Genomic DNA, 24851 nt, shown 5'->3' with positions numbered 1-24851 from the left:
CCCATAGTCTTCGCACACTGCGACACAGCAGTCACGCTACGCTCACAACGAATCCGGTGCAGACAGGCAATCAGACGGACAAGCTCATTCACATCACGCAAAATCACCATGGCAGCGGGTTCCGAAAACTTTCCCATGTTCACGGCAGAACGGCTCAAGGCGACGCATGCCCCAGCACACGTCAGGGTCCGACCGGGCGGCGGTCCCCCCAGCCGCCCGAAGCGGCGAGCGGCCACCCGCTCCCACGTCGCTTGACGAGCTGTGGCGGTCGTACAAGACGACGGGTGACGGACGGCTGCGCGAGCAGCTGATCCTGCACTACTCACCGCTGGTGAAGTACGTCGCGGGGCGGGTGAGCGTGGGGCTGCCGCCCAATGTCGAGCAGGCGGACTTCGTCTCCTCCGGGGTCTTCGGGCTCATCGACGCGATCGAGAAGTTCGACATCGAGCGGTCGATCAAGTTCGAGACCTACGCGATCACGCGGATCCGGGGCGCGATGATCGACGAGCTGCGGGCGCTCGACTGGATCCCGAGGTCCGTGCGGCAGAAGGCGCGGAACGTGGAGCGGGCCTACGCCACCCTGGAGGCGCGGCTGCGGCGCACCCCCTCCGAGGGGGAGGTGGCCACCGAGATGGGCATCGCCGTGGAGGAACTGCACGCGGTGTTCAGCCAGTTGTCCCTGGCGAACGTCGTCGCCCTAGAGGAGCTGCTGCACGTGGGCAGCGAGGGCGACCGGCTGAGCCTGATGGACACGCTCGAGGACACCGCGGCCGACAATCCCGTCGAGGTCGCCGAGGACCGCGAGCTGCGGCGACTCCTCGCACGCGCCATCAACACGCTGCCCGAACGCGAGAAGACCGTCGTCACGCTGTACTACTACGAGGGGCTCACGCTCGCCGAGATCGGCAATGTGCTCGGCGTGACGGAGAGCCGGGTGAGCCAGATCCACACCAAGTCGGTGTTGCAGCTGCGGGCGAAGTTGGCCAGTTTCGGGCGGTGAGGGGGCGGCTGGCGCGGGCGGGTGCAGGGGGGTGCGCGGAATCGTCCCTGCTGCCGGTGCGCCCCCGCCTCCGCCTTGCGTTTCCCCGGCGCCGGTGTGCCCGCTGCCGGGAGGAGTGCCCGCTGCCGTAAGGAGTGCCCGCTCGGCAGGCTCCCCTGGCGGGCTCCCCTGGCGGGTGCCGCGTCCGTAAAGTGGGGGGGTGCCAAGGATTCGAGCGGCCTCTGTGGCCGAGCACCGGTCGATGCAGCGCGGCGCCCTGCTGGACGCAGCGCGGTCCCTGCTGTCCGAAGGCGGTACGGAGGCGCTGACGTTCCCGGCGCTCGCCGAGCGCACGGGTCTCGCGCGCTCGTCCGTCTACGAGTACTTCCGCTCGCGCGCCGCCGTGGTCGAAGAGCTCTGCGAGGTCGACTTCCCCGTCTGGGCGGCGGAGGTCTCCGCGGCGATGGAGGCTGCGGACTCGCCGGAGAAGCAGGTCGAGGCCTATGTGCGGCGGCAGCTCGCGCTGGTCGGGGACCGGCGGCACCGGGCCGTGGTGGCGATCTCGGCCAGTGAGCTCGACGCGGGGGCCCGGGAGAAGATCCGGGCCGCGCACGGTGGGCTGGTGGCCATGATCGTGGAAGCGCTCGGTGCCCTGGGGCACCAGGAGCCGCGGCTGGCCGCGATGCTGCTCCAGGGCATCGTGGACGCCGCCGTGCGGCGGATCGAACTCGGCGTGGCCGAGGAGCCCGGGGCGATCACCGAAGCGGCCGTGGCCATGGCGTTGCGGGGCGTGCGGGGCTAATCCTTTTCGGTGCCCGGTGCCCGGTGCCCGGTGCCCGGTGCCCGGTGCCCGGTGCCCGGTGCCCAGTGCGGGCGGTCTTGGCCCCCCGGGGGGCTTAGGTCCCCTCGACGTCCGGGCGGCCGGAACCGGGGAGCCGCGCCCGCCCGCCCCCAAGCTCCCGGCTCCGCGGCGAGCAGGGGGACCCCACCCGCCCTACGGCAGGCGGAAGCGGCTGTCGGCTGTGGGCGGAGCGGGTCCCGCGGAGTCAGGTGGGCAGGGGAAGCAAGCGGGGCGGGGCGCGGCCCAGTAGGTGCGGGGGGAGCAGGCTCAAGGGGTTGAGGTAGGTGTCCGCGCGGAGCAGGCCCCAGTGCAGGCACGCCGTGGGGCAGTGGAAGCGGGCCGCCGGTTCGAGCGTGCCGAGCGTCTCGCCCGTCGTCACCCGGTCGCCCTTGCCGACCGCGGCCCGCACCGGCTCGTAGGTCGTGCGCAGGGGCGGGTCCCCGGTGCGTGCCAGCTCCACGGAGACCACCCCGCGCCCCGCCACCCGTCCCGCGAAGGACACCCGGCCAGGGGCCACCGCGCGCACCGGCGACCCGGGCGGCGCGGCCAGGTCCACACCCCGGTGCCCCGCCCCGTACTCCGTCGCCGGCGGCTCCCAGCCCCGTACCACCCAGGGCCGCGCCCCCACCGGCCATGCGCCCCCGACGGCCGGAACCCGACCCGGCGAAGGACCAGGGGCGGCCCCCGGCGGTCCCTCCCGTCCGGCGGGCGGACCCGCGGGCCTCGGGCCCGGCCCCGCCGCCCGCACCGACACGCAGGTCAGGGCGATGAGCACCGCCACCCACACCGTGACACTCAGCGCGCTCCGCACCCGGAGCGCCCGGAAAACCCGTTCGCACGTCATACGAGAACGGTCCCGTCCGCCGCCCCCTCGCGGGGATCATGGCCGGGATCTGTGGACTACCGGCCGGTTGTGGACAGCGGCGTCACCCGGCACCTCGCGGGTCCCGTACACTTCATGTGGCGATCCGGGTCACCGGGTCGACTTCGCACGCCCCGACATCGGGCTTTCGCAGCCGACGGTGTCAGCGCCTTTCGGTCCCGTACGCGAGTACGTGGCACGGCGCGTGCCGGGCGTCAGGACACAACCGAGAAAACTCAAGGAGTACGGCCATGGCCGTCGTCACGATGCGGGAGCTGCTGGAAAGCGGCGTCCACTTCGGTCACCAGACCCGCCGTTGGAACCCGAAGATGAAGCGCTTCATCTTCACGGAGCGCAACGGCATCTACATCATCGACCTTCTCCAGTCGCTGTCGTACATCGACCGCGCCTACGAGTTCGTCAAGGAGACCGTCGCCCACGGCGGCACGGTCATGTTCGTCGGTACGAAGAAGCAGGCGCAGGAGGCCATCGCGGAGCAGGCCACCCGCGTCGGCATGCCGTACGTCAACCAGCGCTGGCTGGGCGGCATGCTCACGAACTTCTCGACCGTCTACAAGCGTCTGCAGCGCCTCAAGGAGCTCGAGCAGATCGACTTCGAGGATGTGGCCGCCTCCGGCCTCACCAAGAAGGAGCTGCTCGTCCTCTCCCGCGAGAAGGCCAAGCTGGAGAAGACCCTCGGCGGTATCCGCGAGATGCAGAAGGTGCCCAGCGCCGTCTGGATCGTGGACACCAAGAAGGAGCACATCGCGGTCGGCGAGGCCCGGAAGCTCAACATCCCGGTCGTCGCCATCCTCGACACCAACTGCGACCCCGACGAGGTCGACTACAAGATCCCGGGCAACGACGACGCGATCCGCTCCGTCACCCTGCTCACCCGCGTGATCGCCGACGCCGTCGCCGAGGGCCTCATCGCCCGCTCCGGCGTGGCCACCGGTGACTCGAAGCCGGGCGAGAAGGCCCAGGGCGAGCCGCTGGCCGAGTGGGAGCGCGACCTGCTCGAGGGCGAGAAGAAGGCGGACGGCGACGCCGCCGAGGCCCCGAAGGCCGACGAGAAGCCGGCCGACGCCGCCGAGACCGAGGCTCCGGCCGAGGCCCCGGCCGCTGCGGAGGCCCCGGCTGCCGAGGCTCCCGCCGCGGAGACCGAGCAGGCCTGAATCCGGCACCGGCCGCGCGACCGGGCGGCCACACCGCCCGCGCCGGGCGGCGACTGCCCGAGCACCGGCTGCTGACGGCGGGGGACCGCGCCACGAGCGCGACCCCCGCCGTTCACCCGTAGATCTTCGACTTCGAGAAAGACTTTCGAGAATCATGGCGAACTACACCGCCGCCGACGTCAAGAAGCTCCGTGAGCTCACGGGCGCCGGCATGATGGACTGCAAGAAGGCGCTCGACGAGGCCGACGGCAACGTCGACAAGGCCGTCGAGGCCCTGCGCATCAAGGGCCAGAAGGGCGTCGCCAAGCGCGAGGGCCGCTCCGCCGAGAACGGCGCCGTGGTCTCCCTGATCGCCGACGACAACTCGACCGGTGTCATCGTCGAGCTCAAGTGCGAGACGGACTTCGTCGCCAAGGGTGAGAAGTTCCAGGCTGTCGCGGGCGCGCTCGCCGCGCACGTCGCCAAGACCAACCCGGCCGACCTGGAGGCGCTGCTCGCCTCCGAGATCGAGGCCGGCAAGACGGTCCAGGCGTACGTCGACGAGGCCAACGCCAACCTCGGCGAGAAGATCGTCCTGGACCGCTTCGCGCAGTTCGGCGACGGCTATGTCTCCGCGTACATGCACCGCACGATGCCCGACCTGCCCCCGCAGATCGGTGTGCTCGTCGAGCTCGACAAGCCCAACGCCGAGGTCGCCAAGGGCGTCGCCCAGCACATCGCCGCCTTCGCGCCGAAGTACCTCTCCAAGGAGGACGTGCCGGCCGACGTCGTCGAGGCCGAGCGTCGCGTCGCCGAGGAGACCACCCGCGCCGAGGGCAAGCCCGAGGCCGCCCTGCCGAAGATCGTCGAGGGTCGCCTCAACGGCTTCTTCAAGGACGCCACGCTCCTGGGCCAGCCCTACGCCCTCGACAACAAGAAGTCCGTCGAGAAGGTCCTCCAGGAGGCCGGTGTCAGCCTGAAGCGCTTCGCGCGCATCAAGGTCGGCATCTGAGTCCTTACCACGATCGACGGTGCGGCCCGCTAGGGTCGACCGCGGTCGCCCGCGTACGCGCAGCGGCGTACGCGACGGGCGTGACGCCGCATGCGAGGAACCCGGAGCCCGGGCCCGCGCACGCGGCGGACGACCGCAAGAACTGACGAGGAGGCCATTGCCGCGCATGGGATGAACACCACCCCACCGGCAATGGCCTCTTCGTATGTGCACCACAAGGAGAACTCCATGACCAAGGCCGACACCAAGAGTGACGACGGCAAAGTAGCCGGGCGCTTCCTGCTGAAGCTGTCCGGCGAGGCGTTCGCCGGAGGCGGCGGACTCGGCGTCGACCCCGATGTGGTGCACAAGATCGCCCGTGAGATCGCGGCCGTCGTGCGGGACGGCGCGGAGATCGCCATCGTCATCGGCGGCGGCAACTTCTTCCGCGGCGCCGAGCTCCAGCAGCGCGGCATGGACCGGGCCCGCTCCGACTACATGGGCATGCTCGGTACGGTCATGAACTGCCTGGCCCTCCAGGACTTCCTGGAGAAGGAGGGCATCGACTGCCGCGTGCAGACCGCCATCACCATGGGGCAGGTCGCCGAGCCGTACATCCCGCTGCGCGCCGTGCGCCACCTGGAGAAGGGCCGCGTCGTCATCTTCGGCGCCGGCATGGGCATGCCGTACTTCTCCACCGACACCACCGCGGCCCAGCGCGCCCTGGAGATCGACGCGGAAGCCCTGCTCATGGGCAAGAACGGCGTCGACGGGGTGTACGACTCCGACCCCAAGACCAACCCGGACGCGGTGAAGTTCGACTCCCTCGGGTACGGCGAGGTCATCACGCGCGACCTGAAGGTCGCCGACGCCACCGCCGTCACCCTGTGCCGGGACAACAAGCTGCCCATCCTCGTCTTCGAACTGCTCGCCGAGGGCAATATCGCGCGGGCCGTCAAGGGTGAGAAGATCGGCACGACCGTGGGCGACCAGGACTCCCGGGCCTGAGCCGAGTACGTCCCTCCAGGGGCCGGCGTCCGAGCCGGACGGCCCTCACGAGGGGATGGACAAAGGCCTGCCGGTCGGACACCGTGCAGGAAAGAGACGCGACGCAGCCGGCCGATCCATGGAAGCCGGGCCTACTCAAGACACGCAGGAGCAAGTGGTGATCGAAGAGACCCTCCTCGAGGCCGAGGAGAAGATGGAGAAGGCCGTCGTGGTCGCCAAGGAGGACTTCGCCGCGATCCGTACGGGCCGTGCCCACCCGGCGATGTTCAACAAGATCGTGGCCGACTACTACGGCGCGCTGACGCCGATCAACCAGCTGGCTTCGTTCTCGGTGCCGGAGCCGCGCATGGCCGTGGTGACCCCGTTCGACAAGACGGCACTCCGCAACATCGAGCAGGCGATCCGCGACTCGGACCTCGGCGTCAACCCGAGCAACGACGGGAACATCATCCGGGTGACGTTCCCCGAGCTCACCGAGGAGCGCCGCCGCGACTACATCAAGGTCGCCAAGAGCAAGGCCGAGGACTCGAAGGTGTCGATCCGCTCGGTGCGCCGCAAGGCCAAGGACACCCTGGACAAGGCCGTCAAGGACGGCGACATCGGCGAGGACGAGGGCCGTCGCGCGGAGAAGGACCTCGACGACCTCACCTCGAAGTACGTCGCCCAGGTGGACGAGCTGCTCAAGCACAAGGAAGCCGAGCTGCTCGAGGTCTGATCGAGCTCGCTCGACGCCTCGTCGAGTCCGCTCGACGTCCGATCTAGGTCTGAGGAATCCGAATTCCGTGAACGACACTTCCTGGGGGGCGCCGCCCAGAGCCGGGTACTGGGGGGCGCCCGACCAGGGCCCTGTCCAGGGTGCTGCCCCGGCGGGTCCCGCATACGATGCGCAGGACGCCCTGACACCGTCAGGGACTCAGCCCATGCCCATCGTGCCCGACGTAGCCGCGAGCGGAGACCAGGACGACGACCGGGGGGCTGCTCGGCCGAGCGGCCCCCCGTTTCGCGACGAGACGCCGCCCGCGCCGCCCGTGTACCCCGCGCAGAAGCCGCAGGAGCCCATGACCGGCGCACCACAGCCCGCCCCAGCCCCGCAGCGCAAGAGCGCGGGCCGTGACCTCGGGGCGGCCATAGGGGTGGGCGTGGGGCTCGGCGCGGTGATCATCGCCTCGCTCTTCATCCAGAAGGCGGCCTTCGTCGGCGTCATAGCGGTCGCCGTGGTCGTCGGCCTCTGGGAGCTCACCTCCCGTCTGGAGGAGCGCAAGGGCATCAAGGCGCCCCTCGTGCCGCTCGCGGTGGGCGGCGCCGCGATGGTCGTCGCGGGCTATGTCCGCGGCCCCGAGGGCGCCTGGGTGGCGATGGCGCTGACCGCGCTCGCGGTACTCGTCTGGCGGATGACGGAGCCGCCCGACGGCTATCTGAAGGACGTCACCGCGGGTGTCTTCGCGGCGTTCTACGTGCCCTTCCTCGCGACCTTCGTCGCGCTGATGCTCGCCGCGGACGACGGCCCGCGGCGGGTGCTCACCTTCCTGCTCCTGACCGTGGTCAGCGACACCGGCGCGTACGCGGTCGGCTGGCGCTTCGGCAGGCACAAGCTCGCGCCCCGCATTAGCCCCGGCAAGACCCGCGAGGGACTGCTCGGCGCGGTGGCCTTCGCGATGGCGGCGGGCGCCCTGTGCATGCAGTACCTCATCGACGACGGCACCTGGTGGCAGGGCCTGCTGCTCGGCCTCGCGGTGGCGGCGAGCGCGACGCTCGGTGACCTCGGCGAGTCGATGATCAAGCGGGACCTGGGCATCAAGGACATGGGCACCCTGCTCCCCGGCCACGGCGGCATCATGGACCGCCTCGACTCCCTGCTGCCGACCGCCCCCGTGGTGTGGCTGCTGCTCGTGGCGTTCGTCGGCTCCGGCTGAGGCCCGGAGCGAACCGGCCGGGAGGCCGCGGCCGACCGCCGGAACGGCCACCCGCACGATTGCAGGGTAGGTGCGCCATGGCCGGCGGTTCTGGGCCGCCTCTGGGCCGTGACCAGGTACAGACGCTTGGCTCAGGACGATGTTCCCGGAAACTCGGGCCGGACCGGTGGTGTGGTTCGGCGCGCCGGTACGAAGCCCCTTACCGCTCGTAGCAGGTCGTCGCTCGCTTGCTCACTGGAACGCGCGACCAGGTCTACGTACTGATACCTCGCGAACTGCATCGGGATCTCGAAGTCCTCAATGCGTAGCGGGAGAAGCCGACGGCGCTGGCCTGCATCCTCCGTGGCCAGGGTCCACTCTCGACGAGTCCACTGCGACGAGATGTAGGCCTCCGACAGGACCGCCAAGAAACACCTGGCCGATCGGATGCTGCGGTGGATCTCCGAAACCCAGTCTGTGCCGGGGGTGAAGGTCCACGGTTCCACTTCCACCGGCAGCCCAGCTTCCTCCAGCTGCCAAGCGATCCAGTGTGCCCACTGTTCGTCTTGATGCGCGTACGAGATGAACACCCCGCGCCCGTCCTCATCGGGATCGTAGGTAGCCCACCGCCAAGCTTCGATCGTCTCCATGCTTTTGGCGGGTGTGAGCTGCACAGGTTCGCCCCGACGCGCGGTTGCAGCCAGAAGCAGCTCGTTCGGAGTGACATCCAGGGCCAGTGCCAGGGCAAGCAGATCGTCCGTATCGACACGACGTGACCCTTTTTCGATCTTCGACAGAGCGGCTACCGCGATGGGGCGACCCAAGGCGGTAAGCCGTTGAGACAGCTGCCCCTGGGTCAGGTTCTGCTCCCGCCGAATCTCCCCCAGTCGTTCGGCGACCCTCCGCCCGGTGGGACCCAGTGCGTCGACCTTGCTCTCCATGCCGTCCAGAGTACCGCCATTCTCGATTATGGAAAAACTTTATCCATCTTGACGATATCTGTGCTGCAACGCTAAACAGAGGGAGGCGGTGCGGTCGATGGTTGCTGCTCAAAAGGCAGGGCGGCCCCCGGTGCAACGGGAGCCGCCCTCGTTCACATCCGCTGGTAGCAGGAGGAACGTTGTTCAGGCAATCAGGTTCGCGCGGTCCAGGCAACAATGACGGGGCGTCGGAGACAGACAGCGGCAGCTTGCTCACGCTTCGCGCGGTCGTGATCTTCGCGATCGGTCTAGTGCTCTGTGCCTGCCTTGGAGTGGGGTCCGGCTTCGCCGTGGCCGTTCCGGTCTCGAAGGTGCTCGGCGTCGGCTGGGGAGTCGCTGTCGGTGTCATCGCTGGGTTGGGGGCTTCGGGTCTGGGTTTTCTCACTGCCGCCAAGACGCTGCACGAGCTGATCCGTAAGTAGGCCACGGCCATGGGCAAGTCCGGTGCCTGGCCTTCCGACACGAAGTGCAGACACCGGACAAGGACCACTGGGACATCCCTGGCGGCTACGTCGAGACCGGCGAATCTCCTCTGCGCGCTGCCGTCCGCGAGGTCCGAGAGGAGCTGGGGATCACCCCGCGTATTGGACGACTCCTCGCGGTCGACTGGGCCCCGAACGAGGCCGAGGGGGACAAGGTGCTGTACCTCTTCGACGGTGGCCAGCTCGACCGCGAGCAGCTGGACGACATGCAGCTTCAGGCCGACGAGCTGAAGAGTTTCGCGTTCCACACCCCGGAGCAGATCACCGAGCACACCATTCCGCGGCTGACCCGACGCATCCTCGCAACGACAGAGGCCCGGAACGAAGCGACTCTGGTGTACTTGGAGCACGGTCAGAGGCCTAGGCGACCGCGCGGCATGAATCGCGATGAAGCCGTCGGCCTGGTGCAGCGGCTCATCGCTGGTTCCTACGCGGACGACGCAGAGTGTGACGTGATGATCACGACCCTCGGGCGCGGCACTGGTTGTCCGCACATTGGCGACTACATCTTCTGGGCCTCAGACCCTGCGCCCACAGCCGAGACGGTCGTTGACCGAGCCTTGGCGTACTAGCCGTTCACCCTGGGATCAGAGCTGCCCTGCTCACTGCTGCCCCGAGGGACTGGTGGGGGTGAAGGGCGGGCCGCTCAGCAGCCGGATGGACCTTTTATGACCTGCCCGGCGCCCGACCTGTTCTAGTGCGAGCCAGGTCAGGGGCGGCGGCGGAGAGCATCAGTTGTGGCTGTTCTGAGAACCGAGCGTGTCCGGATGCGTCCCGGGCCAGATCGCCCTCTCGTGTGCCCTTCGTGTACGTGTCACACAGTTGAGAGGCGTGGCCTGGGGGAGGGGAGTCCTGCATGTCGGTGTCGGGTAGCTATCCGGCAGGGCCGTCGGCCTGGGCGGTCGAGCGGTTCGGGCGGCACGCCGGCGCGCTTGCCGTTGCGGTCCCTGAGCAGCTGGCCAAGGCGCACGGGAAGGCTCATGCCGCGCATCTCGCTGCGGGACTGAAGAAGCGGAGTCCGTACGGTGTCGCCCTTGCGGGGCTGGTGCGCGAGAACCTGGCGGAGACGGTTCGGGGGCTGGAGGAAGCCGTGCGAGACGTGCGCGGATATGAGTATGCGGTGATCAACGATCACGCACTCTTCCCGTTCCGGTACGCGGACAGGCCGAGGCCGTTGGACCGGCCCGACTGCCCGCCAATGCGTCGCCCACCCGGCACCGGCTGCTTCGGGCACACGGGCCGCAGCACCCGGAAGGCCTGTTCGATGTCGACGAGGACTTTGCGACCGAGGAGTACCTGGGACTGCATGAGGCCTTCGAGGAGCTGGGAGCCTCCACCAAGCTGGTCTGTGTGTTCTTCACGGCCGACGTCGAGAACGGCATCCATGCCATCCACTGGGGAGACGCCCACCTCGAACCCGGCCGCACCTTTACGTGGCCCTACAAGGAGCAGCTCCCCGTTGCTCCCGTGCAGATGACGTGACGGGCGGTGGCGGCGTTGCCCGCACACAGCCGGTCTGGGCTGGCTGAGTCCTGGGCCGTCCCTGCGCCGTTCGAGGCCGACCAACGCCGACAGTCGGCACCACAGGTGACCCCCATCCCGCTCCGGCCTGGGCTCCCCGAGTTGATCTGCGACACTGGGTGGGTTATGCCTAAGCCCGGAGAACTCACTTTCGTCGCCCCCCGCGGAGCCAAGAAGCCGCCGCGGCACCTCGCCGACCTCTCGCCCGCCGAGCGGAAGGAAGCCGTCGCCGCCGTCGGGGAGAAGCCGTTTCGCGCCAAGCAGCTGTCGCAGCACTACTTCGCGCGGTACGCGCACGAGCCCGAGCAGTGGACGGACATTCCCGCCGGTGCCCGGGGCAAGCTCCAGGAGGCGCTGCTTCCGGAGCTGATGTCGGTCGTGCGGCACATCAGCTGCGACGACGACACGACCCGTAAGACCCTGTGGCGGCTGTTCGACGGCACGCTGGTGGAGTCGGTCCTCATGCGGTACCCGGACCGGGTCACGATGTGCATCAGCTCCCAGGCGGGCTGCGGCATGAACTGCCCGTTCTGCGCCACGGGCCAGGCGGGCCTGGACCGGAACCTGTCGACCGCCGAGATCGTGCACCAGATCGTCGACGGCATGCGGGCCCTCAGGGACGGCGAGATCCCCGGCGGCCCCGCCCGGCTCTCGAACATCGTCTTCATGGGCATGGGCGAGCCGCTGGCGAACTACAACCGCGTGGTGGGCGCGATCCGCCGCCTCACCGACCCCGAGCCCGACGGTGTGGGCCTCTCCCAGCGCGGCATCACCGTCTCCACGGTCGGCCTGGTGCCCGCGATCCACCGGTTCGCGGACGAGGGCTTCAAGTGCCGTCTCGCCATCTCGCTGCACGCCCCCGACGACGAGCTGCGCGACACCCTCGTCCCGGTCAACACGCGCTGGAAGGTGCGTGAGGTCATGGACGCCGGATGGGAGTACGCGGACCGCTCGGGCCGCCGGCTCTCCATCGAGTACGCGCTGATCCGTGACATCAACGACCAGGCCTGGCGCGGCGACCGGCTCGGGCGGCTGCTCAAGGGCAAGCCGGTGCACGTCAACCTGATCCCGCTGAACCCCACGCCCGGCTCGAAGTGGACCGCGTCCCGTCCCGAGGACGAGAAGGCGTTCGTCGAGGCCATCGCCGCCCACGCGGTGCCGGTCACCATCCGGGACACCCGCGGCCAGGAGATCGACGGGGCGTGCGGGCAGCTCGCGGCGGCCGAGAGGTAGTACCGCCGCGGCCGGAAGGTGGTACCGCCCCGGCCTGGGGGTACGCTGGCGGGCGTACTGACATCTTCATATTCCGACAGGGGAGCGCCACAGCGCTGAGAGTGCGGTATCGGCCGCAGACCCTCTGAACCTCGCCCAGGTCATTCTGGGTAGGAAGTTCGGTCACCACTCAAGCTGTTGCGCCCTGCCCGGGACGCAGAGGACCGCGGTCCCTGCCGTCCCGGACAGGGCCGCGTCTCTTCCTGGTCACTCCAGGAGGAATGTTTTCCGTGAGCACCATCAAGAAGGCCTCGGTCACGGCGATCGCCGTGGGCATCGGGCTCGTCGCGGTCACCGCGTGCGGCTCCGGGGGCGGCGACACATCCGACTCCACGTCCGTGACCCTGGTGACGCACGACTCCTTCACCGTCTCCAAGGGCGTCCTGAAGGACTTCGAGAAGACGTCCGGCTACAAGGTCCGCGTCCTCGAGGACGGCGACGCCGGGCAGGCCGTGAACAAGGCGATCCTGTCCAAGGGCAACCCGCAGGGCGACGTCTTCTTCGGTGTCGACAACACCCTGCTCTCCCGCGCGCTCGACCACGGGGTCTTCGAGTCGTACGAGGCCAAGGGCCTGGACCGGGTCGCGGCGCGGTACCGGCCCGCCGGGGGCGAGAAGGGCGTCACGCCCGTCGACTCCGGCGACATCTGTGTGAACTACGACAAGAAGTACTTCGCCGACAAGAAGCTCGCGCCGCCGAAGTCCTTCGACGACCTGATCGAGCCGCGGTACAAGAACCTCCTCGTCACGGAGAACGCCTCGACGTCCTCGCCCGGCCTCGGCTTCGTGCTCGGCACCGCCGCGAAGTACGGCGACGACGGCTGGCAGGGCTACTGGAAGAAGCTGAAGGCCAACGGCGTCAAGGTCGTCGACGGCTGGGAGCAGGCCTACAACGAGGAGTTCTCGGGGTCGGCCGGAGGCAAGAAGGCCAAGGGCGACCGGCCGCTCGTCGTGTCGTACGCCTCGTCGCCGCCCGTCGAGGTGCTCTACGCCAAGCCGCAGCCCGAGGAGGCCCCCACCGGGGTCGCCACCGGCACCTGCTTCCGGCAGATCGAGTACGCGGGCCTGCTCAAGGGCGCGAAGAACGAGAAGGGCGGCAAGGCGCTCCTCGACTTCATGATCAGCGAGAAGTTCCAGGGCGACCTGCCGCTCCAGATGTTCGTGAACCCGGTGCGGGAGGGCGTGCGGACGCCCGAACTGTTCCGGAAGTTCGGTGCGCGGGTCGACGAGCCGCAGACCATGGCGCCGAAGCGGATCGCCGACCACCGTGAGCAGTGGGTCAAGTCGTGGACCTCGCTCGTTCTGAAGTAGCCGAGGCGCCTGCCGGTGCGGACGGCGGGCCCGGGGGCTCCCGGTCGGGGCGCGGGGGCCCCGGCCGCCGCCGGGACCGGTGCGGAAGCGCGACGCGGCTCGCCCTGTTGGCGCTGCCCGTCGCGTTCTTCGCCGTGTTCTTCGCCGTGCCGGTCGCCGCGATCGTCGCGCGCGGCCTGAAGGTGGACGGCAGCTGGCGGTTCGGGCGGATCGGCGAGGTGCTCGGGCAGTCCGACATCCAACAGGTCCTGTGGTTCACCACCTGGCAGGCGCTCGCCTCGACGGGGCTCACGCTGCTGATCGCGCTCCCCGGCGCCTATGTCTTCGCGCGCTTCGACTTCCGGGGCAAGCAGGTGCTGCGGGCGGTCGTCACCGTGCCTTTCGTGCTGCCGACCGTCGTCGTCGGCACGGCCTTCCTCGCCCTCGTCGGGCGCGGCGGCCTCCTCGACGAGCTGTGGGGCGTACGCCTGGACACCACGGTGTGGGCGATCCTGCTCGCCCACGTCTTCTTCAACTACGCCGTCGTCGTCCGCACCGTCGGCGGGCTCTGGTCGCAGCTCGACCCGCGGCAGGAGGAGGCCGCGCGGATGCTCGGGGCCTCCCGCCCGCGCGCCTGGTGGTCGGTGACACTGCCGGCCCTCGCGCCCGCCGTGGCGGCGGCGGCCCTGATGGTGTTCCTGTTCACGTTCACGTCGTTCGGGGTCGTACAGATCCTGGGAGGGCCCGCGTACTCGACGCTCGAAGTCGAGATCTACCGCCAGACGGCGCAGCTCCTCGACCTGCCGACGGCCGCGGTGCTCACGATCGTGCAGTTCGCGGCGGTCGGCGGGGTCCTCGCGGTGCACGCGTGGACGGTGCGCAGGCGGGAGAGCGCGCTGAAGCTGGTGGACTCCGCGGCGGCGGTGCGGCGGCCGCGCGGCGCCGGGCAGTGGAGCCTGCTCGGCTTCGTGCTCCTGACGATCGCCCTGCTCATCCTGCTGCCGCTCGGCGTCCTGGTGCAGCGGTCGTTCGACGGGCCCGACGGCTACGGCTTCCTGTACTACGAGACGCTGCGGTCGGCCGACGGCGGGGCGTTCCTCGTCCCGGTGGTCGACGCGATCGGGAACTCCCTGCGGTACGCCGTCGTCGCCACCGCCATCGCGCTGGTGATCGGCGGGCTCGCGGCGGCGGCGCTCACCCGGCGCGCGGGGCGGCTCGTGCGCGGGTTCGACGCGCTGTTGATGCTGCCGCTCGGGGTGTCCGCGGTGACCGTCGGCTTCGGCTTCCTGATCACCCTGGACGAGCCGCCCCTCGACCTCAGGTCCTCCTGGATCCTGGTCCCGCTGGCACAGGCCCTGGTCGGTGTGCCCTTCGTCGTCCGCACCATGCTGCCCGTCCTGCGCGCGGTGGACGGGCGGCTGCGGGAGGCCGCGGCCGTGCTCGGCGCCTCGCCCTGGCGGGCCTGGCGGGAGGTGGACCTGCCGCTCGTGCGCCGGGCGCTGCTCATCGCGGCGGGCTTCGCCTTCGCGGTGTCGCTCGGCGAGTTCGGCGCGACGGTGTTCATCGCGCGGCCCGACAGCCCGACGCTGCCGGTGGCCGTGGCACGGCTGCTCGGCCGGGCGGGCGACCTCAACTACGGGCAGGCGATGGCCCTGTCGACGATTCTGATGGTGGTGTGCGCGGTGGCGCTGTTGCTCCTGGAGCGGCTGCGTACGGAACGGACGACGGGAGAGTTCTGATGAGTGCCGCGCAAGGTGCCTCGCAAGGCGCGGGGCGGGGTGCGGGGCGGGGTGCCGGGCACGCCGGCGTGCCCGAAGCCGCCCACGCCGACGTGGATGAAGCAGCGCACACCGACGTGCCCGAAGGCACCCAAGCCGACGTGACCAAGGGCGCCCACGACGCCGCGCACGAAGCCCCGCGCGGCGCCGGGCAGGACGGGCAGGACGAGGCGCTGCTGCGCCTCGACGGTGTCACCGTCCGGTTCGGGGCGCGGGCCGCCCTCGACGGCGTGGATCTCGACGTCGCCCGGCACGAGATCGTGTGTGTGCTCGGACCGAGCGGCAGCGGCAAGTCGACCCTGCTGCGGGCCGTGGCCGGTCTCCAGGGGCTCGACGGCGGGCGGATCGTGCTCGGTGGCCGGGACATGGGCGGGGTGCCCGCGCACAGGCGGGGCGTCGGCCTGATGTTCCAGGACCACCAGCTGTTCCCGCAGCGGGACGTGGCGGGCAACGTCGCCTTCGGCCTGCGGATGCACGGCGCGTCCCGGGCCGAGCAGGCCCTGCGGGTCGCGGAGTTCCTGGACCTGGTGGGTCTGCCGGGCGCGCAGAAGCGGGCCGTGTCGTCGCTCTCGGGCGGCGAGCAGCAGCGGGTCGCGCTGGCCCGGGCGCTCGCGCCCCGGCCCCGGCTCCTGATGCTCGACGAGCCGCTCGGCCAGCTCGACCGCTCGCTGCGGGAGCGCCTGGTCGTCGAACTGCGCGAACTCTTCGGCGAGCTGGGGACGACGGTGCTCGCCGTCACCCACGACCAGGGCGAGGCGTTCGCGCTCGCGGACCGGGTCGTGGTGATGCGGGGCGGACGCGTCGCGCAGTCCGGTACGCCCCTCGAGGTGTGGCGGGACCCGGCGGACGAGTTCGTGGCGCGCTTCCTCGGCTTCGACAACGTGGTCGACGCGACGGTGAGCGGTGAGGTCGCGGACACGGTCTGGGGCGAGGTCCCCGTGCCGCGGGGGACGCGCCAAGGGGCGTGCAGGCTGCTCGTACGGCCCGCCGGAGTACGGCTCGTGGGGGCGGACGAGGGGCTCGCGTGTGCGGTGGCGGCGCGGACGTTCCGCGGTACGCATGTCGCCCTGCGGTTGGAGCCCCCCGGCGGGCAGCGGCTCGAAGCGGCGTGCGCGCTGCGGGACGCGCCCGCTGTGGGGGAGACGGTGGGGGTGGCGTTCGACCCGGGTGACGTGGTGGTGCTCGGCTGACGGGCGCTCCCGGGGCGGGGCGACGGAAATCCGGCTGCCAGGACGGGGAGGCCGACTTATGGTTCGGCCATGACGAGACTTGCGTACGACCGGTACCGCGCAGAAGTCGCCCGGCAGCTCGCGCTGTTCAGGGAGACCCTGACCGGGGCCGACCTGACGGTCACCGTGCCCACCTGTCCCGAGTGGACCCTCGGGCAGCTCGCCCGGCACACCGGCGGCGCGGTGCGCTGGGTCGATGCGCACGTGCGGACGCGGGCGACGCGGCACATCCCGGAGTCGGACGTCCCCGGCTTCGAGGGTCCCGGCGACGACGACCCCGCCGGGCTCGACGCGTGGCTCGCCGAGACGGCGGACCTCGTGGACGCCGCGCTGCGGGACGCCTCCGGCGACACCGCCGTGTGGACGTGGGGCGCGGAGCACACCGCCGGGTTCTGGGCGCGGCGGATGACGCACGAGGTGGCCGTGCACCGGGCGGACGCCGCGATCGCCGCGGGCGTCGAGTACGGCGTGGACCCCGAGGTGGCCGCCGACGCGATCGACGAGTGGCTGGACATCGTGCGGTACGTGCAGCACAACGACTTGGCGGACAGGGCGGGGGAGTTGCGTGGCGGCGGGCGCACTGTCCACCTGCATGCGGTCGGGGCCGACGCGGCGCTGAACGCGGAGTGGGTGGTCGAGTTGGCCGAGGAAGGGGTCGTGTGGCGGCGGGGGCACGAGAAGGCCGACGTCGCGCTCCGGGGGCCGCTCACGGAGGTTCTGCTCGCCTTCTACAGGCGGCGGGGGTTGGACTCCGGGCGGGTCGAGGTGCTCGGGGACCGGGAGTTGCTGGAGTTCTGGCTGGAGCGCGCCTCGTTCGGGTGAGCACCCCACGTCACCTGGCGAGCGGCGGGGGTGTCAGGCCTCGCGGGCCAGGTCGGCCAGGGTCGCCGGGGCCTCGGTCACGTCGTCGATCAAGGCGATGCGGGACTGCATCGAGCGGTCGGTGGCCAGGGCTTCGAGCAGGGGCCAGGCCGGGAGGCGGTGGGTCCAGTGGTGGGTGTCGACCAGGACCATGGGGGTCGGGCCGCCACGGGACTCGTAGTAGTTCGGGGTCGCGTTGTCGAAGATCTCCTGGACGGTGCCCGCGGCGCCCGGCAGGAAGACGACGCCCGCGTTGGACCGGGCGAGGAGGCCGTCCTCGCGGGTGGCGTTGGCGAAGTACTTGGCGAGGTGCGAGGCGAAGGCGTTCGGCGGCTCGTGGCCGTAGAACCACGTGGGGATGCCCACGGACGCACCGCCCGCGGGCCAGCGCTCCCGTACGGCGAAGGCCGCCCGCGCCCACTCCGTCACCGAAGGGGTGAACGACGGCGCCTTGGCGAGGAGCACGAGGGCCTCGTCCAGCATTGCGTCGTCGTACCCGGCGGCGTACGCACCCAGGTTCGCCGCCTCCATGGCGCCGGGCCCGCCCCCGGTGGCCACCGTGAAGCCGTCCCGTGCGAGCTGCCGCCCGAGCCGCGCGGCGCCCGCGTACTCCTCGGTGCCGCGGGCCATCGCGTGCCCGCCCATGACGCCCACGACCCGGGCGCCGACGAGGAGTTCGTCGAGCGCGTCGGAGACGGAGTCGTCGTGCACGGCGCGCAGCATCGAGGCGAAGACGTCCCCGTCCGCCTTGGTCTCCTGGAACCAGGTGTACGCGCGGGCGTCCGGCGTCACCTCGTACCCACCGTCGGCCAGGCCCGCGAACAGCTCGTCGGGTGTGTACAGGAGCGCCCGGTAGGGGTCGAACGGCAGGCCCGGCACGGGCGGGAAGACCAGCGCCCCGGAGGCCCGCACACGGGCGGCGGCCTCCTCCGTCATCGGGCAGCCGAGGAACACGGCGTCCGTGGTGTCGACGCCGAGCAGCGCGGCCGTACGGTCCCTCAGGTCGACGGCCTGCACGCGGTGTCCGGCGAGCGAGCCGCGTACCGCGACGACCTCGTCGAACTCGGCGATGCTCTCTATCTCGCGGTCGCCGGGCCGCGGGGCGGATGCTTCGGAAGGCAGCATCCGCCCATGCTATGCACCCCGGGTGAAGCCTTGCGGTCAGCCCTCGACCTGCGTCGGGTCCATCCAGACGATCTCCCAGGTGTGGCCGTCCAGGTCGTCGAAGGCGCGGCCGTACATGAAGCCGTAGTCCTGGACCTTGCCCGCGGTGGCGCCCGCCGCGACCGCCTTGTCGACCAGCTCGTCCACCGCGGTGCGGCTCTCGGCGCTCAGGCCGACCAGCGCCTCGCTGGTCCTGGTGGCGTCCGCGATCTCCTTGGTGGTGAACTGCTGGTAGTGCGACTTGCTGAGCATCATCGCGACGATCGTGTCGCTTATCTCGACACACGCGCAGTCCTCCGTCGAGAACTGCTTGTTGATCGAGTACCCGAGGTCGGTGAAGAACTGCCGCGAGGCCTCGACGTCGTTCACGGCCAGGTTCACGAAGATCATCTGCTGGTACATGTGCGTCTCCCGTGGGTGTGTTTCGCGTGGGGTGCGTGTGTCTCGCGTAAGCGCGTGTGTGCGTCTTACGGAGGGTTAGACGTCCCCCCGGTACGGAACTCATCGCCCGCGGTCGAATTTCCTGTACGAATTTTCGGCCGGCATGGTCCAGCGTGGTTCAGCGTGTCAGCGGCATCGCGGCCAGCTCCGCCACCACCCAGGTGACGGGGCCGAACACCGCGAACAGCGCGCCGGCCCGCAGCGCCACACAGCCCCGCAGGAGCGTCGCGGGCGCCCCGAGGCGCAGCAGGGCCGCCGTGGTGTCCGCCCGCGCGTGCTTGGCCTCGACGGCGGCCGTGGCCAGGGTCAGCAGGGCGCAGCCCGCGACGAGCAGCGCGCCGAGCGCGGTCAGCGGGCCGATGTCCGAGCCGCCCCCGCCCGCGTCGGCGTACAGCGTGCTCGCCGTGTACGCGCCCGACGCCACCGCGCACACCACACCGAGGGGTCGGCCGATCCGCCGTGCCTCCTGCTGGAGCACGCGCCCCGCGAGCAGCCGCAGCGCCCCGGGCCGCACGGCCTGGAGCAGCTTTCCGCAGAGGTGGGTGAGGGCGGGCCCGGCGAGGGCGAGGCCGACGGCGGTGAGCCCCCAGCCCGCCAGGGCGCCGATGGGGCTGCCGCCGAGGCCACCGGGCATCCGCCCGCCCGTCCCCCCACCGCCCCTGGTCGCGTAGGTCTCGGCCGCGAGGCCCGCGGTGAGCAGGGCGACGCCCCAGGGCAGCCCGCCGGGTACGGCGGCGCGGCGCTCGGGGGTGCTCGGCACGCTTGCGGCGCCGGGGCGGGCCCGACGCGGGCGCAGGACGAGGGCGCTGGCGAGGGACGCGGCGAGCGGTACGAGCGCGAGCAGCGTCAGCGCCGCGGCCGGCGGCAGCGGCCGGTCGGCGGCGAGGAGTCCGGGTGCCGCGCCGTCGAACGGCAGGCCCGTGAGGTCGCCGCGCAGGTGCAGGAAGAAGAGCAGCGCCACCATCGAGCCGAGCGTGCAGGCCACGGCCGTGGTCATCGCGGCGATCACCATGAGCCGCCCCGGCCCGAGGCCGATGGCCGCGAGTCCCGGGCGCGGTCTGGTGCCCGGGTCGGTACGGGCCACGGTGACGGCGAAGTACACGGTGGCGGCGAGCGGGGCTGCACACCAGGCGAGCCGCAGGGCGGCCCCGGTGGACGCCGGGTGGCTCAGCGCGTACGCGAGGGTGCACAGGAGCAGGAAGCCGGTACCTGCCGACGCGGCCGCGACCAGGAGCCGCCGCAGCTGGACCAGGGGGTGGGCGCCGCGCGCTAGACGGAGAGCGAGCACGCGGCCCGGCCTTCGGTGTCGGAGTCGGGGGCGCCGGGGGTGGTTGCGGCGTCCGGGGCGTCGGTGCCGGTACCTGCGCCGGAGGGCCCCGTGGTGGCCGTGTGCCCGGCGGTGTCCGCGGCCTCGGCGGTGTCCGCGGTCCCGGTACCGGCGGCGGTGTCCGCGGTTCCGCTGTCGGCGGGGACGTCCGCGGTTCCGCTCGTGGCGGGGATGTCCGCGATCCCGCTGTCGACGGAGGTGTCCATGAGCTCGGCACCGGCGGCCCCGAGATCGTCCTCCGGCAGCCGCACCGTGTGCACCCGCCGTCCGTCGAGCAGCGTCACCGTGCGGTCCGCGAGGGCGGCGACGTCCGCGTCGTGGGTGGCGAGGACGACGGTGATGCCGTGCGAGCGGGCCGCGGTCGTCAGGGTGCGCAGGACGTGCGCGCGGTCGGCGCGGTGCAGGGGCGCGGTGGGTTCGTCCGCGAACAGCACGGACGGCGCGCAGGCGAGGGCGCGGGCGATGGCGACGCGCTGCCGCTCGGCCTGGGTGAGGGCGCCGGGGCGCTTGCGGGCGCAGCCGCCGACGTCGAGGCGTTCGAGCCACTCGTGGGCGGCGGTGCGGGCGCTGCGCCGGAGCCCGCCGCGCAGCATCAGGCCGAGCGCGGCGTTCTCCCAAACGGTGAGTTCCGGTACGAGCCGGGGCTCGGGTTCGATCCAGCCGAAGCGGTGGCGGCGCAGCCGCTCACGCGCCATGGGGCCCATGGTGTGCAGGGGGGCGGAGTTGAACCAGACCTCGCCGTTGCGGGGCAGGAGCTGACCGGACAGACAGCGCAGCAGCGTCGTCTTGCCGCTGCCGCGCGGACCGCCGACGGCGAGGATCTCGCGCTCGCGGACACCGAGCGAGACGCCCGTGAGCGCGGGGGAGCCGTTGAATGTGACGTGCAGGGCGCTTGCCCACAGCACGTCGTTGTCCGGCGGGGCCACCATGGCGTACACCTCGGTTCGGATCAGGATGCCTCCCCTGTACGGGGGAACGAAGGCTGGGCCGATCGGTCACTGGGCAGCACGCTAGGGATTCGGCGGCGGGGGCCGGACAAGGACGCGGCCCGGGTGCGCGAGTCTCATCCGAATTCTCACTCGGACGGGCGCACCCGGGCCGGTCACCGCGCGGATCGGATCACGGGGGCGGATCCGGTCACGCGGTGGTTCAGATCTTGGACCAGGCCTCCGTGAGGACCTGCCGCACGATGCCCTCGATCTCGTCGAACGTGGACTGGTCCGAGATCAGCGGCGGCGACAGCTGGATGACCGGGTCGCCGCGGTCGTCGGCGCGGCAGTACAGGCCGTACTCGAAGAGCTTCTTGGAGACGAAGCCGTAGAGCACCCGCTCCGACTCCTCGTCCGTGAAGGACTCCTTGGTGGCCTTGTCCTTGACCAGCTCGATGCCGTAGAAGAAGCCGTTGCCGCGGACGTCGCCGACGATCGGCAGGTCGTGCAGCTTCTGGAGGGTGCTCAGGAAGGCGCCCTCGTTGTCGAGCACGTGCTGGTTGAGGCCCTCGCGCTCGAACAGGTCGAGGTTGGCGAGGCCGACGGCGGCGGAGACCGGGTGGCCGCCGAAGGTGTAGCCGTGCAGGAAGGTGTTGTCGCCCTTGTAGAACGGCTCGGCGACGCGGTCGGAGACGATCGCGGCGCCGATCGGGGAGTAGCCCGATGTCATGCCCTTGGCGCAGGTGATGATGTCGGGGACGTAGCCGAACTTGTCGCAGGCGAACATCGTGCCGAGGCGGCCGAAGGCGCAGATGACCTCGTCGGAGACGAGCAGCACGCCGTACTTGTCGCAGATCTCGCGGACCCGCTGGAAGTAGCCGGGCGGCGGCGGGAAGCAGCCGCCGGCGTTCTGCACGGGCTCCAGGAAGACCGCGGCGACCGTCTCGGGGCCCTCGAAGAGGATCTCCTGCTCGATCTGGTCGGCGGCCCAGCGGCCGAAGGCCTCCGGATCGTCGCCGTGGATCGGGGCCCGGTAGATGTTGGTGTTCGGCACCTTGTGGGCGCCGGGGACAAGGGGCTCGAAGGGGGCCTTGAGGGCGGGCAGGCCGGTGATGGACAGGGCGCCCTGCGGGGTGCCGTGGTAGGCGACCGCGCGCGAGATGACCTTGTACTTCGTGTGGTTGCCGGTGAGCTTGTGGTACTGCTTCGCCAGCTTCCAGGCGGTCTCGACGGCCTCGCCGCCGCCGGTGGTGAAGAAGACCTTGTTCAGATCGCCGGGGGCGTGGTGCGCGAGGCGCTCCGCCAGCTCGACGGCCTTGGGGTGGGCGTACGACCAGATGGGGAAGAACGCCAGCTCGGCGGCCTGCTTGGCGGCGACCTCGGCGAGCTCCCTGCGGCCGTGCCCGGCCTGGACCACGAAGAGGCCCGCGAGACCGTCCAGGTACTTCTTGCCCTTGTCGTCGTAGATGTAGGTCCCTTCGCCACGCACGATGGTGGGAACGGGCGCGTTCTCGTACGACGACATGCGGGTGAAGTGCATCCACAGGTGGTCGTACGCGGTTCGGCTGAGGTCCTTGGTGCTCACGGCTATCGGGTTCCCCACATGTAGGTCTGCTTCTTGAGCTTGAGGTAGACGAAGCTCTCGGTGGAGCGCACGCCGGGGAGCGCGCGGATCCGTTTGTTGATGACTTCGAGCAGGTGGTCGTCGTCCTCGCAGACGATCTCGACCAGGAGGTCGTGCGAGCCCGCGGTCATCACCACGTACTCCGCCTCCGGCATGGCGGCCACGGCTTCGGCTACCGGGTCCACGTCCCCCTCGACGTCGATGCCGACCATCGCCTGGCGCCGGAAGCCCACGGTGAGCGGGTCCGTCACGGCCACGATCTGCATCACGCCCTGGTCGAGCAGCTTCTGCACCCGCTGGCGCACGGCTGCCTCGGAGAGGCCCACGGCCTTGCCGATGGCCGCGTACGGACGGCGGCCGTCCTCCTGGAGCTGCTCGATGATCGCCAGGGAGACGGCGTCGACGGACGGATTCGTCCCGCCGCGGGAGCTGCTGGGGTCTGCGCTACGACTTGCCACGACTTCACTGTGCACGACGTCTCGTCTGTTCCGCAAGGCCGCAGCGATGAATTTCGTTGCATGGCAAGTCTCGGTGCACGGATTTCGCAGTTCTGGACGGCTGGGTATGTTGAAAGCGTCGGTGTAGCGACTAGTGTGGGTGTCTCATCCACTGGACAGGAGGGCTTGGCAGTGACCACCGAGCTGCGCCGTCTGCGCAACTACATCAACGGCGAATTCCGGGACGCGGCCGACGGGCGGACCACCGAGGTGATCAACCCGGTGACCGGCGAGGCGTATGCGGTGGCACCGCTGTCGGGTCAGGCCGACGTGGACGCCGCCATGAAGGCCGCCGCCGACGCGTTCCCCGCCTGGCGGGACCTCGTGCCCGCGGAGCGGCAGAAGGCGCTGCTGAAGATCGCCGACGCGTTCGAGGAGCGCGCCGAGGAACTGATCGCGGCCGAGGTCGAGAACACGGGCAAGCCGATCGGACTCACGCGGTCCGAGGAGATCCCGCCCATGGTGGACCAGATCCGCTTCTTCGCGGGCGCCGCCCGCATGCTCGAAGGACGCGCCGCCGGTGAGTACATGGAGGGTCTGACCTCCATCGTCCGGCGCGAGCCGATCGGCGTCTGCGCGCAGGTCGCGCCGTGGAACTACCCCATGATGATGGGCGTGTGGAAGTTCGCCCCCGCGCTCGCCGCGGGCAACACCGTCGTCCTGAAGCCGTCCGACACCACCCCGGCGTCGACGGTCCTGATGGCCGAGATCATCGGCTCGATCGTGCCGCCCGGCGTCTTCAACGTCATCTGCGGCGACCGTGACACCGGCCGCGCCATGGTCGAGCACAGGACGCCCGCGATGGCCTCCATCACCGGCTCGGTGCGCGCCGGGATGCAGGTCGCCGAGTCCGCGTCCAAGGACCTCAAGCGGGTCCACCTGGAGCTCGGCGGCAAGGCGCCGGTCGTGGTCTTCGAGGACCTCGACAGCGCGGCCATCGCCAAGGCCGTCGAGGACATCTCGCTCGCGGGCTTCTTCAACGCGGGCCAGGACTGTACGGCCGCGACCCGCGTCCTGGTGCACGAGTCCGTCCACGACGAGTTCGTGTCGGCGCTCGCCAAGGCGGCCGCCGACACCAAAACCGGCCTGCCGGACGACGAGGACGTGCTGTTCGGCCCGCTCAACAACGCCAACCAGCTGAAGCAGGTGTCCGGCTTCATCGACCGGCTGCCCGCGCACGCCAAGGTGGAGGCCGGCGGCCAGCGGGTCGGCGACAAGGGCTACTTCTTCGCGCCGACCGTCGTCTCGGGCCTGAAGCAGGACGACGAGATCATCCAGCACGAGGTCTTCGGCCCCGTCATCACCGTCCAGTCCTTCACCGACGAGGCGCAGGCCGTCGAGTACGCGAACGGCGTCGAGTACGCCCTCGCCTCCTCCGTCTGGACCAAGGACCACGCGCGCGCGATGCGCATGTCCAAGGCCCTCGACTTCGGCTGCGTGTGGATCAACACCCACATCCCGCTGGTCGCGGAGATGCCGCACGGCGGCTTCAAGAAGTCCGGCTACGGCAAGGACCTCTCGGCGTACGGGTTCGACGACTACACGCGCATCAAGCACGTGATGACGTCCCTCGAGGGCTGAGTCGACATGACGTCCCTCTAGGGCTCAGTCGTCATGACGTCCCCCGAGGGCCGAGCCGAACACGGCCCGGGCCGTCGGGCGCGGGACAATGGGGATGCTTCGGGGAGCCGTTCCCGCGTACCGTTGGGTACGCGGGGGCGGCTCCCGTC

25 protein-coding genes and 1 riboswitch are annotated in these 24851 nt (G+C 70.7%); of the genes, 16 read left to right on the top strand and 9 right to left on the bottom strand.

Translation table 11 applies throughout. From position 1 onward, the window contains the following. Window positions 1–166 precede the first annotated feature (166 nt). A complete protein-coding gene (whiG, locus tag ACH4DX_RS32620) occupies window positions 167–1000 on the top strand; it encodes an RNA polymerase sigma factor WhiG (RefSeq protein ID WP_398123039.1) in 834 nt (277 codons plus the stop codon). Between the two features lie 223 nt (window positions 1001–1223). Further along, the gene (locus ACH4DX_RS32615; RefSeq protein WP_398157736.1) at window positions 1224–1781 is read left to right on the top strand and encodes a TetR/AcrR family transcriptional regulator; all 558 of its coding nucleotides are present in this window, start codon (window positions 1224–1226) and stop codon (window positions 1779–1781) included. A gap of 244 nt (window positions 1782–2025) precedes the next feature. Here ACH4DX_RS32615 and ACH4DX_RS32610 read toward each other — a convergent pair whose 3' ends face one another. After that, window positions 2026–2664: a peptidoglycan DD-metalloendopeptidase family protein gene (locus ACH4DX_RS32610; RefSeq protein ID WP_398157735.1), complete on the bottom strand. Its 639-nt coding sequence runs from the start codon at window positions 2662–2664 to the stop codon at window positions 2026–2028. 269 nt (window positions 2665–2933) lie between these two features. On the opposite strand from ACH4DX_RS32610, the gene rpsB reads away from it, so the two are divergent. The 5 genes from rpsB to ACH4DX_RS32585 all read left to right on the top strand — a co-directional run bounded on the left by rpsB (window position 2934) and on the right by ACH4DX_RS32585 (window position 7748). Next, on the top strand, window positions 2934–3857 hold the full coding sequence (rpsB, locus tag ACH4DX_RS32605; RefSeq protein WP_398123041.1) for a 30S ribosomal protein S2: 924 nt from the start codon (window positions 2934–2936) through the stop codon (window positions 3855–3857). A 154-nt stretch (window positions 3858–4011) separates the two neighbouring features. Next, window positions 4012–4848 carry a translation elongation factor Ts gene (tsf, locus tag ACH4DX_RS32600; RefSeq protein WP_398123042.1) on the top strand — a complete coding sequence of 279 codons (837 nt, stop codon included), beginning with the start codon at window positions 4012–4014 and terminating at the stop codon, window positions 4846–4848. A gap of 228 nt (window positions 4849–5076) precedes the next feature. Continuing rightward, entirely contained in the window at window positions 5077–5835 is a 759-nt protein-coding gene (pyrH, locus tag ACH4DX_RS32595; protein ID WP_398123043.1) for a UMP kinase, read from the top strand. A 157-nt stretch (window positions 5836–5992) separates the two neighbouring features. Next, window positions 5993–6550, top strand: coding sequence for a ribosome recycling factor (gene frr, locus ACH4DX_RS32590; protein ID WP_398123044.1), 558 nt, complete (start codon window positions 5993–5995; stop codon window positions 6548–6550). 67 nt (window positions 6551–6617) lie between these two features. Next, window positions 6618–7748, top strand: coding sequence for a phosphatidate cytidylyltransferase (locus tag ACH4DX_RS32585; protein WP_398123045.1), 1131 nt, complete (start codon window positions 6618–6620; stop codon window positions 7746–7748). A 131-nt stretch (window positions 7749–7879) separates the two neighbouring features. Here the strand turns inward: ACH4DX_RS32585 and ACH4DX_RS32580 are convergent, their stop codons facing one another. Then, window positions 7880–8668, bottom strand: coding sequence for a TIR domain-containing protein (locus ACH4DX_RS32580; protein ID WP_398157734.1), 789 nt, complete (start codon window positions 8666–8668; stop codon window positions 7880–7882). Between the two features lie 269 nt (window positions 8669–8937). Here ACH4DX_RS32580 and ACH4DX_RS32575 point away from each other — a divergent pair, with 269 nt between their 5' ends. Continuing rightward, the gene (locus ACH4DX_RS32575; RefSeq protein ID WP_398157733.1) at window positions 8938–9129 is read left to right on the top strand and encodes a hypothetical protein; all 192 of its coding nucleotides are present in this window, start codon (window positions 8938–8940) and stop codon (window positions 9127–9129) included. Between the two features lie 26 nt (window positions 9130–9155). Further along, a complete protein-coding gene (locus ACH4DX_RS32570; RefSeq protein WP_398157750.1) occupies window positions 9156–9761 on the top strand; it encodes an NUDIX domain-containing protein in 606 nt (201 codons plus the stop codon). Between the two features lie 559 nt (window positions 9762–10320). Here the strand turns inward: ACH4DX_RS32570 and ACH4DX_RS32565 are convergent. Then, on the bottom strand, window positions 10321–10497 hold the full coding sequence (locus ACH4DX_RS32565; protein ID WP_398157732.1) for a hypothetical protein: 177 nt from the start codon (window positions 10495–10497) through the stop codon (window positions 10321–10323). A 42-nt stretch (window positions 10498–10539) separates the two neighbouring features. Here ACH4DX_RS32565 and ACH4DX_RS32560 point away from each other — a divergent pair, with 42 nt between their 5' ends. From ACH4DX_RS32560 to ACH4DX_RS32535, 6 genes are all read left to right on the top strand, one after another. Continuing rightward, entirely contained in the window at window positions 10540–10671 is a 132-nt protein-coding gene (locus ACH4DX_RS32560; RefSeq protein ID WP_398157731.1) for a hypothetical protein, read from the top strand. Between the two features lie 165 nt (window positions 10672–10836). After that, the gene (gene rlmN, locus ACH4DX_RS32555) at window positions 10837–11943 is read left to right on the top strand and encodes a 23S rRNA (adenine(2503)-C(2))-methyltransferase RlmN (RefSeq protein ID WP_398157730.1); all 1107 of its coding nucleotides are present in this window, start codon (window positions 10837–10839) and stop codon (window positions 11941–11943) included. 68 nt (window positions 11944–12011) lie between these two features. After that, a riboswitch (TPP riboswitch) is annotated at window positions 12012–12117 on the top strand. Between the two features lie 86 nt (window positions 12118–12203). Further along, the gene (locus ACH4DX_RS32550; protein ID WP_398123047.1) at window positions 12204–13292 is read left to right on the top strand and encodes a thiamine ABC transporter substrate binding subunit; all 1089 of its coding nucleotides are present in this window, start codon (window positions 12204–12206) and stop codon (window positions 13290–13292) included. After that, the gene (locus tag ACH4DX_RS32545) at window positions 13268–15010 is read left to right on the top strand and encodes an ABC transporter permease (RefSeq protein ID WP_398157729.1); all 1743 of its coding nucleotides are present in this window, start codon (window positions 13268–13270) and stop codon (window positions 15008–15010) included. The genes ACH4DX_RS32550 and ACH4DX_RS32545 overlap by 25 nt, the downstream gene beginning before the upstream one ends. Further along, window positions 15010–16239: an ABC transporter ATP-binding protein gene (locus ACH4DX_RS32540; protein WP_398157728.1), complete on the top strand. Its 1230-nt coding sequence runs from the start codon at window positions 15010–15012 to the stop codon at window positions 16237–16239. Before ACH4DX_RS32545 ends, ACH4DX_RS32540 begins: the two co-directional genes overlap by 1 nt. Window positions 16240–16308: 69 nt before the next feature. Beyond that, entirely contained in the window at window positions 16309–17100 is a 792-nt protein-coding gene (locus ACH4DX_RS32535) for a maleylpyruvate isomerase family mycothiol-dependent enzyme (protein WP_398157727.1), read from the top strand. Between the two features lie 33 nt (window positions 17101–17133). On the opposite strand, the gene ACH4DX_RS32530 is transcribed toward ACH4DX_RS32535, so the two are convergent. From ACH4DX_RS32530 to ACH4DX_RS32505, 6 genes are all read right to left on the bottom strand, one after another. Then, on the bottom strand, window positions 17134–18264 hold the full coding sequence (locus ACH4DX_RS32530; RefSeq protein ID WP_398157726.1) for an LOG family protein: 1131 nt from the start codon (window positions 18262–18264) through the stop codon (window positions 17134–17136). A gap of 36 nt (window positions 18265–18300) precedes the next feature. Further along, window positions 18301–18705, bottom strand: coding sequence for a VOC family protein (locus tag ACH4DX_RS32525; RefSeq protein ID WP_398123052.1), 405 nt, complete (start codon window positions 18703–18705; stop codon window positions 18301–18303). Between the two features lie 157 nt (window positions 18706–18862). Next, window positions 18863–20032 (bottom strand): hypothetical protein, encoded by a 1170-nt coding sequence (locus ACH4DX_RS32520; protein WP_398157725.1) that lies wholly within the window; start codon window positions 20030–20032, stop codon window positions 18863–18865. Then, window positions 20014–21000: an ABC transporter ATP-binding protein gene (locus ACH4DX_RS32515; protein WP_398157724.1), complete on the bottom strand. Its 987-nt coding sequence runs from the start codon at window positions 20998–21000 to the stop codon at window positions 20014–20016. Before ACH4DX_RS32515 ends, ACH4DX_RS32520 begins: the two co-directional genes overlap by 19 nt. Window positions 21001–21220: 220 nt before the next feature. Then, complete coding sequence (locus ACH4DX_RS32510; protein ID WP_398123055.1) at window positions 21221–22603, bottom strand: aspartate aminotransferase family protein; 1383 nt, start codon at window positions 22601–22603, stop codon at window positions 21221–21223. Continuing rightward, on the bottom strand, window positions 22588–23097 hold the full coding sequence (locus ACH4DX_RS32505; protein WP_398123056.1) for an Lrp/AsnC family transcriptional regulator: 510 nt from the start codon (window positions 23095–23097) through the stop codon (window positions 22588–22590). Before ACH4DX_RS32505 ends, ACH4DX_RS32510 begins: the two co-directional genes overlap by 16 nt. A 156-nt stretch (window positions 23098–23253) precedes the next feature. Between ACH4DX_RS32505 and ACH4DX_RS32500 the strand changes: the two genes are divergently transcribed. After that, window positions 23254–24702 carry a gamma-aminobutyraldehyde dehydrogenase gene (locus tag ACH4DX_RS32500; protein WP_398157723.1) on the top strand — a complete coding sequence of 483 codons (1449 nt, stop codon included), beginning with the start codon at window positions 23254–23256 and terminating at the stop codon, window positions 24700–24702. Window positions 24703–24851 lie beyond the last annotated feature (149 nt).

This window comes from Streptomyces sp. NPDC017940 (assembly GCF_044328435.1).
Taxonomy (GTDB): Bacteria; Actinomycetota; Actinomycetes; order Streptomycetales; family Streptomycetaceae; genus Streptomyces.
This window is presented reverse-complemented; position numbering and strand designations above follow the sequence as displayed.

Coding starts and splice junctions, on each gene's coding strand:
- ACH4DX_RS32515 (WP_398157724.1), bottom strand. CDS start 21,000: ATGGTGGCCCCGCCGGACAACGACGTGCTGTGGGCAAGCGCCCTGCAC.
- rlmN (WP_398157730.1), top strand. CDS start 10,837: ATGCCTAAGCCCGGAGAACTCACTTTCGTCGCCCCCCGCGGAGCCAAG.
- whiG (WP_398123039.1), top strand. CDS start 167: ATGCCCCAGCACACGTCAGGGTCCGACCGGGCGGCGGTCCCCCCAGCC.
- tsf (WP_398123042.1), top strand. CDS start 4,012: ATGGCGAACTACACCGCCGCCGACGTCAAGAAGCTCCGTGAGCTCACG.
- pyrH (WP_398123043.1), top strand. CDS start 5,077: ATGACCAAGGCCGACACCAAGAGTGACGACGGCAAAGTAGCCGGGCGC.
- ACH4DX_RS32530 (WP_398157726.1), bottom strand. CDS start 18,264: ATGCTGCCTTCCGAAGCATCCGCCCCGCGGCCCGGCGACCGCGAGATA.
- rpsB (WP_398123041.1), top strand. CDS start 2,934: ATGGCCGTCGTCACGATGCGGGAGCTGCTGGAAAGCGGCGTCCACTTC.
- ACH4DX_RS32540 (WP_398157728.1), top strand. CDS start 15,010: ATGAGTGCCGCGCAAGGTGCCTCGCAAGGCGCGGGGCGGGGTGCGGGG.
- ACH4DX_RS32565 (WP_398157732.1), bottom strand. CDS start 10,497: ATGCAGTCCCAGGTACTCCTCGGTCGCAAAGTCCTCGTCGACATCGAA.
- ACH4DX_RS32550 (WP_398123047.1), top strand. CDS start 12,204: ATGTTTTCCGTGAGCACCATCAAGAAGGCCTCGGTCACGGCGATCGCC.
- ACH4DX_RS32610 (WP_398157735.1), bottom strand. CDS start 2,664: ATGACGTGCGAACGGGTTTTCCGGGCGCTCCGGGTGCGGAGCGCGCTG.
- ACH4DX_RS32535 (WP_398157727.1), top strand. CDS start 16,309: ATGACGAGACTTGCGTACGACCGGTACCGCGCAGAAGTCGCCCGGCAG.
- ACH4DX_RS32525 (WP_398123052.1), bottom strand. CDS start 18,705: ATGTACCAGCAGATGATCTTCGTGAACCTGGCCGTGAACGACGTCGAG.
- ACH4DX_RS32580 (WP_398157734.1), bottom strand. CDS start 8,668: ATGGAGAGCAAGGTCGACGCACTGGGTCCCACCGGGCGGAGGGTCGCC.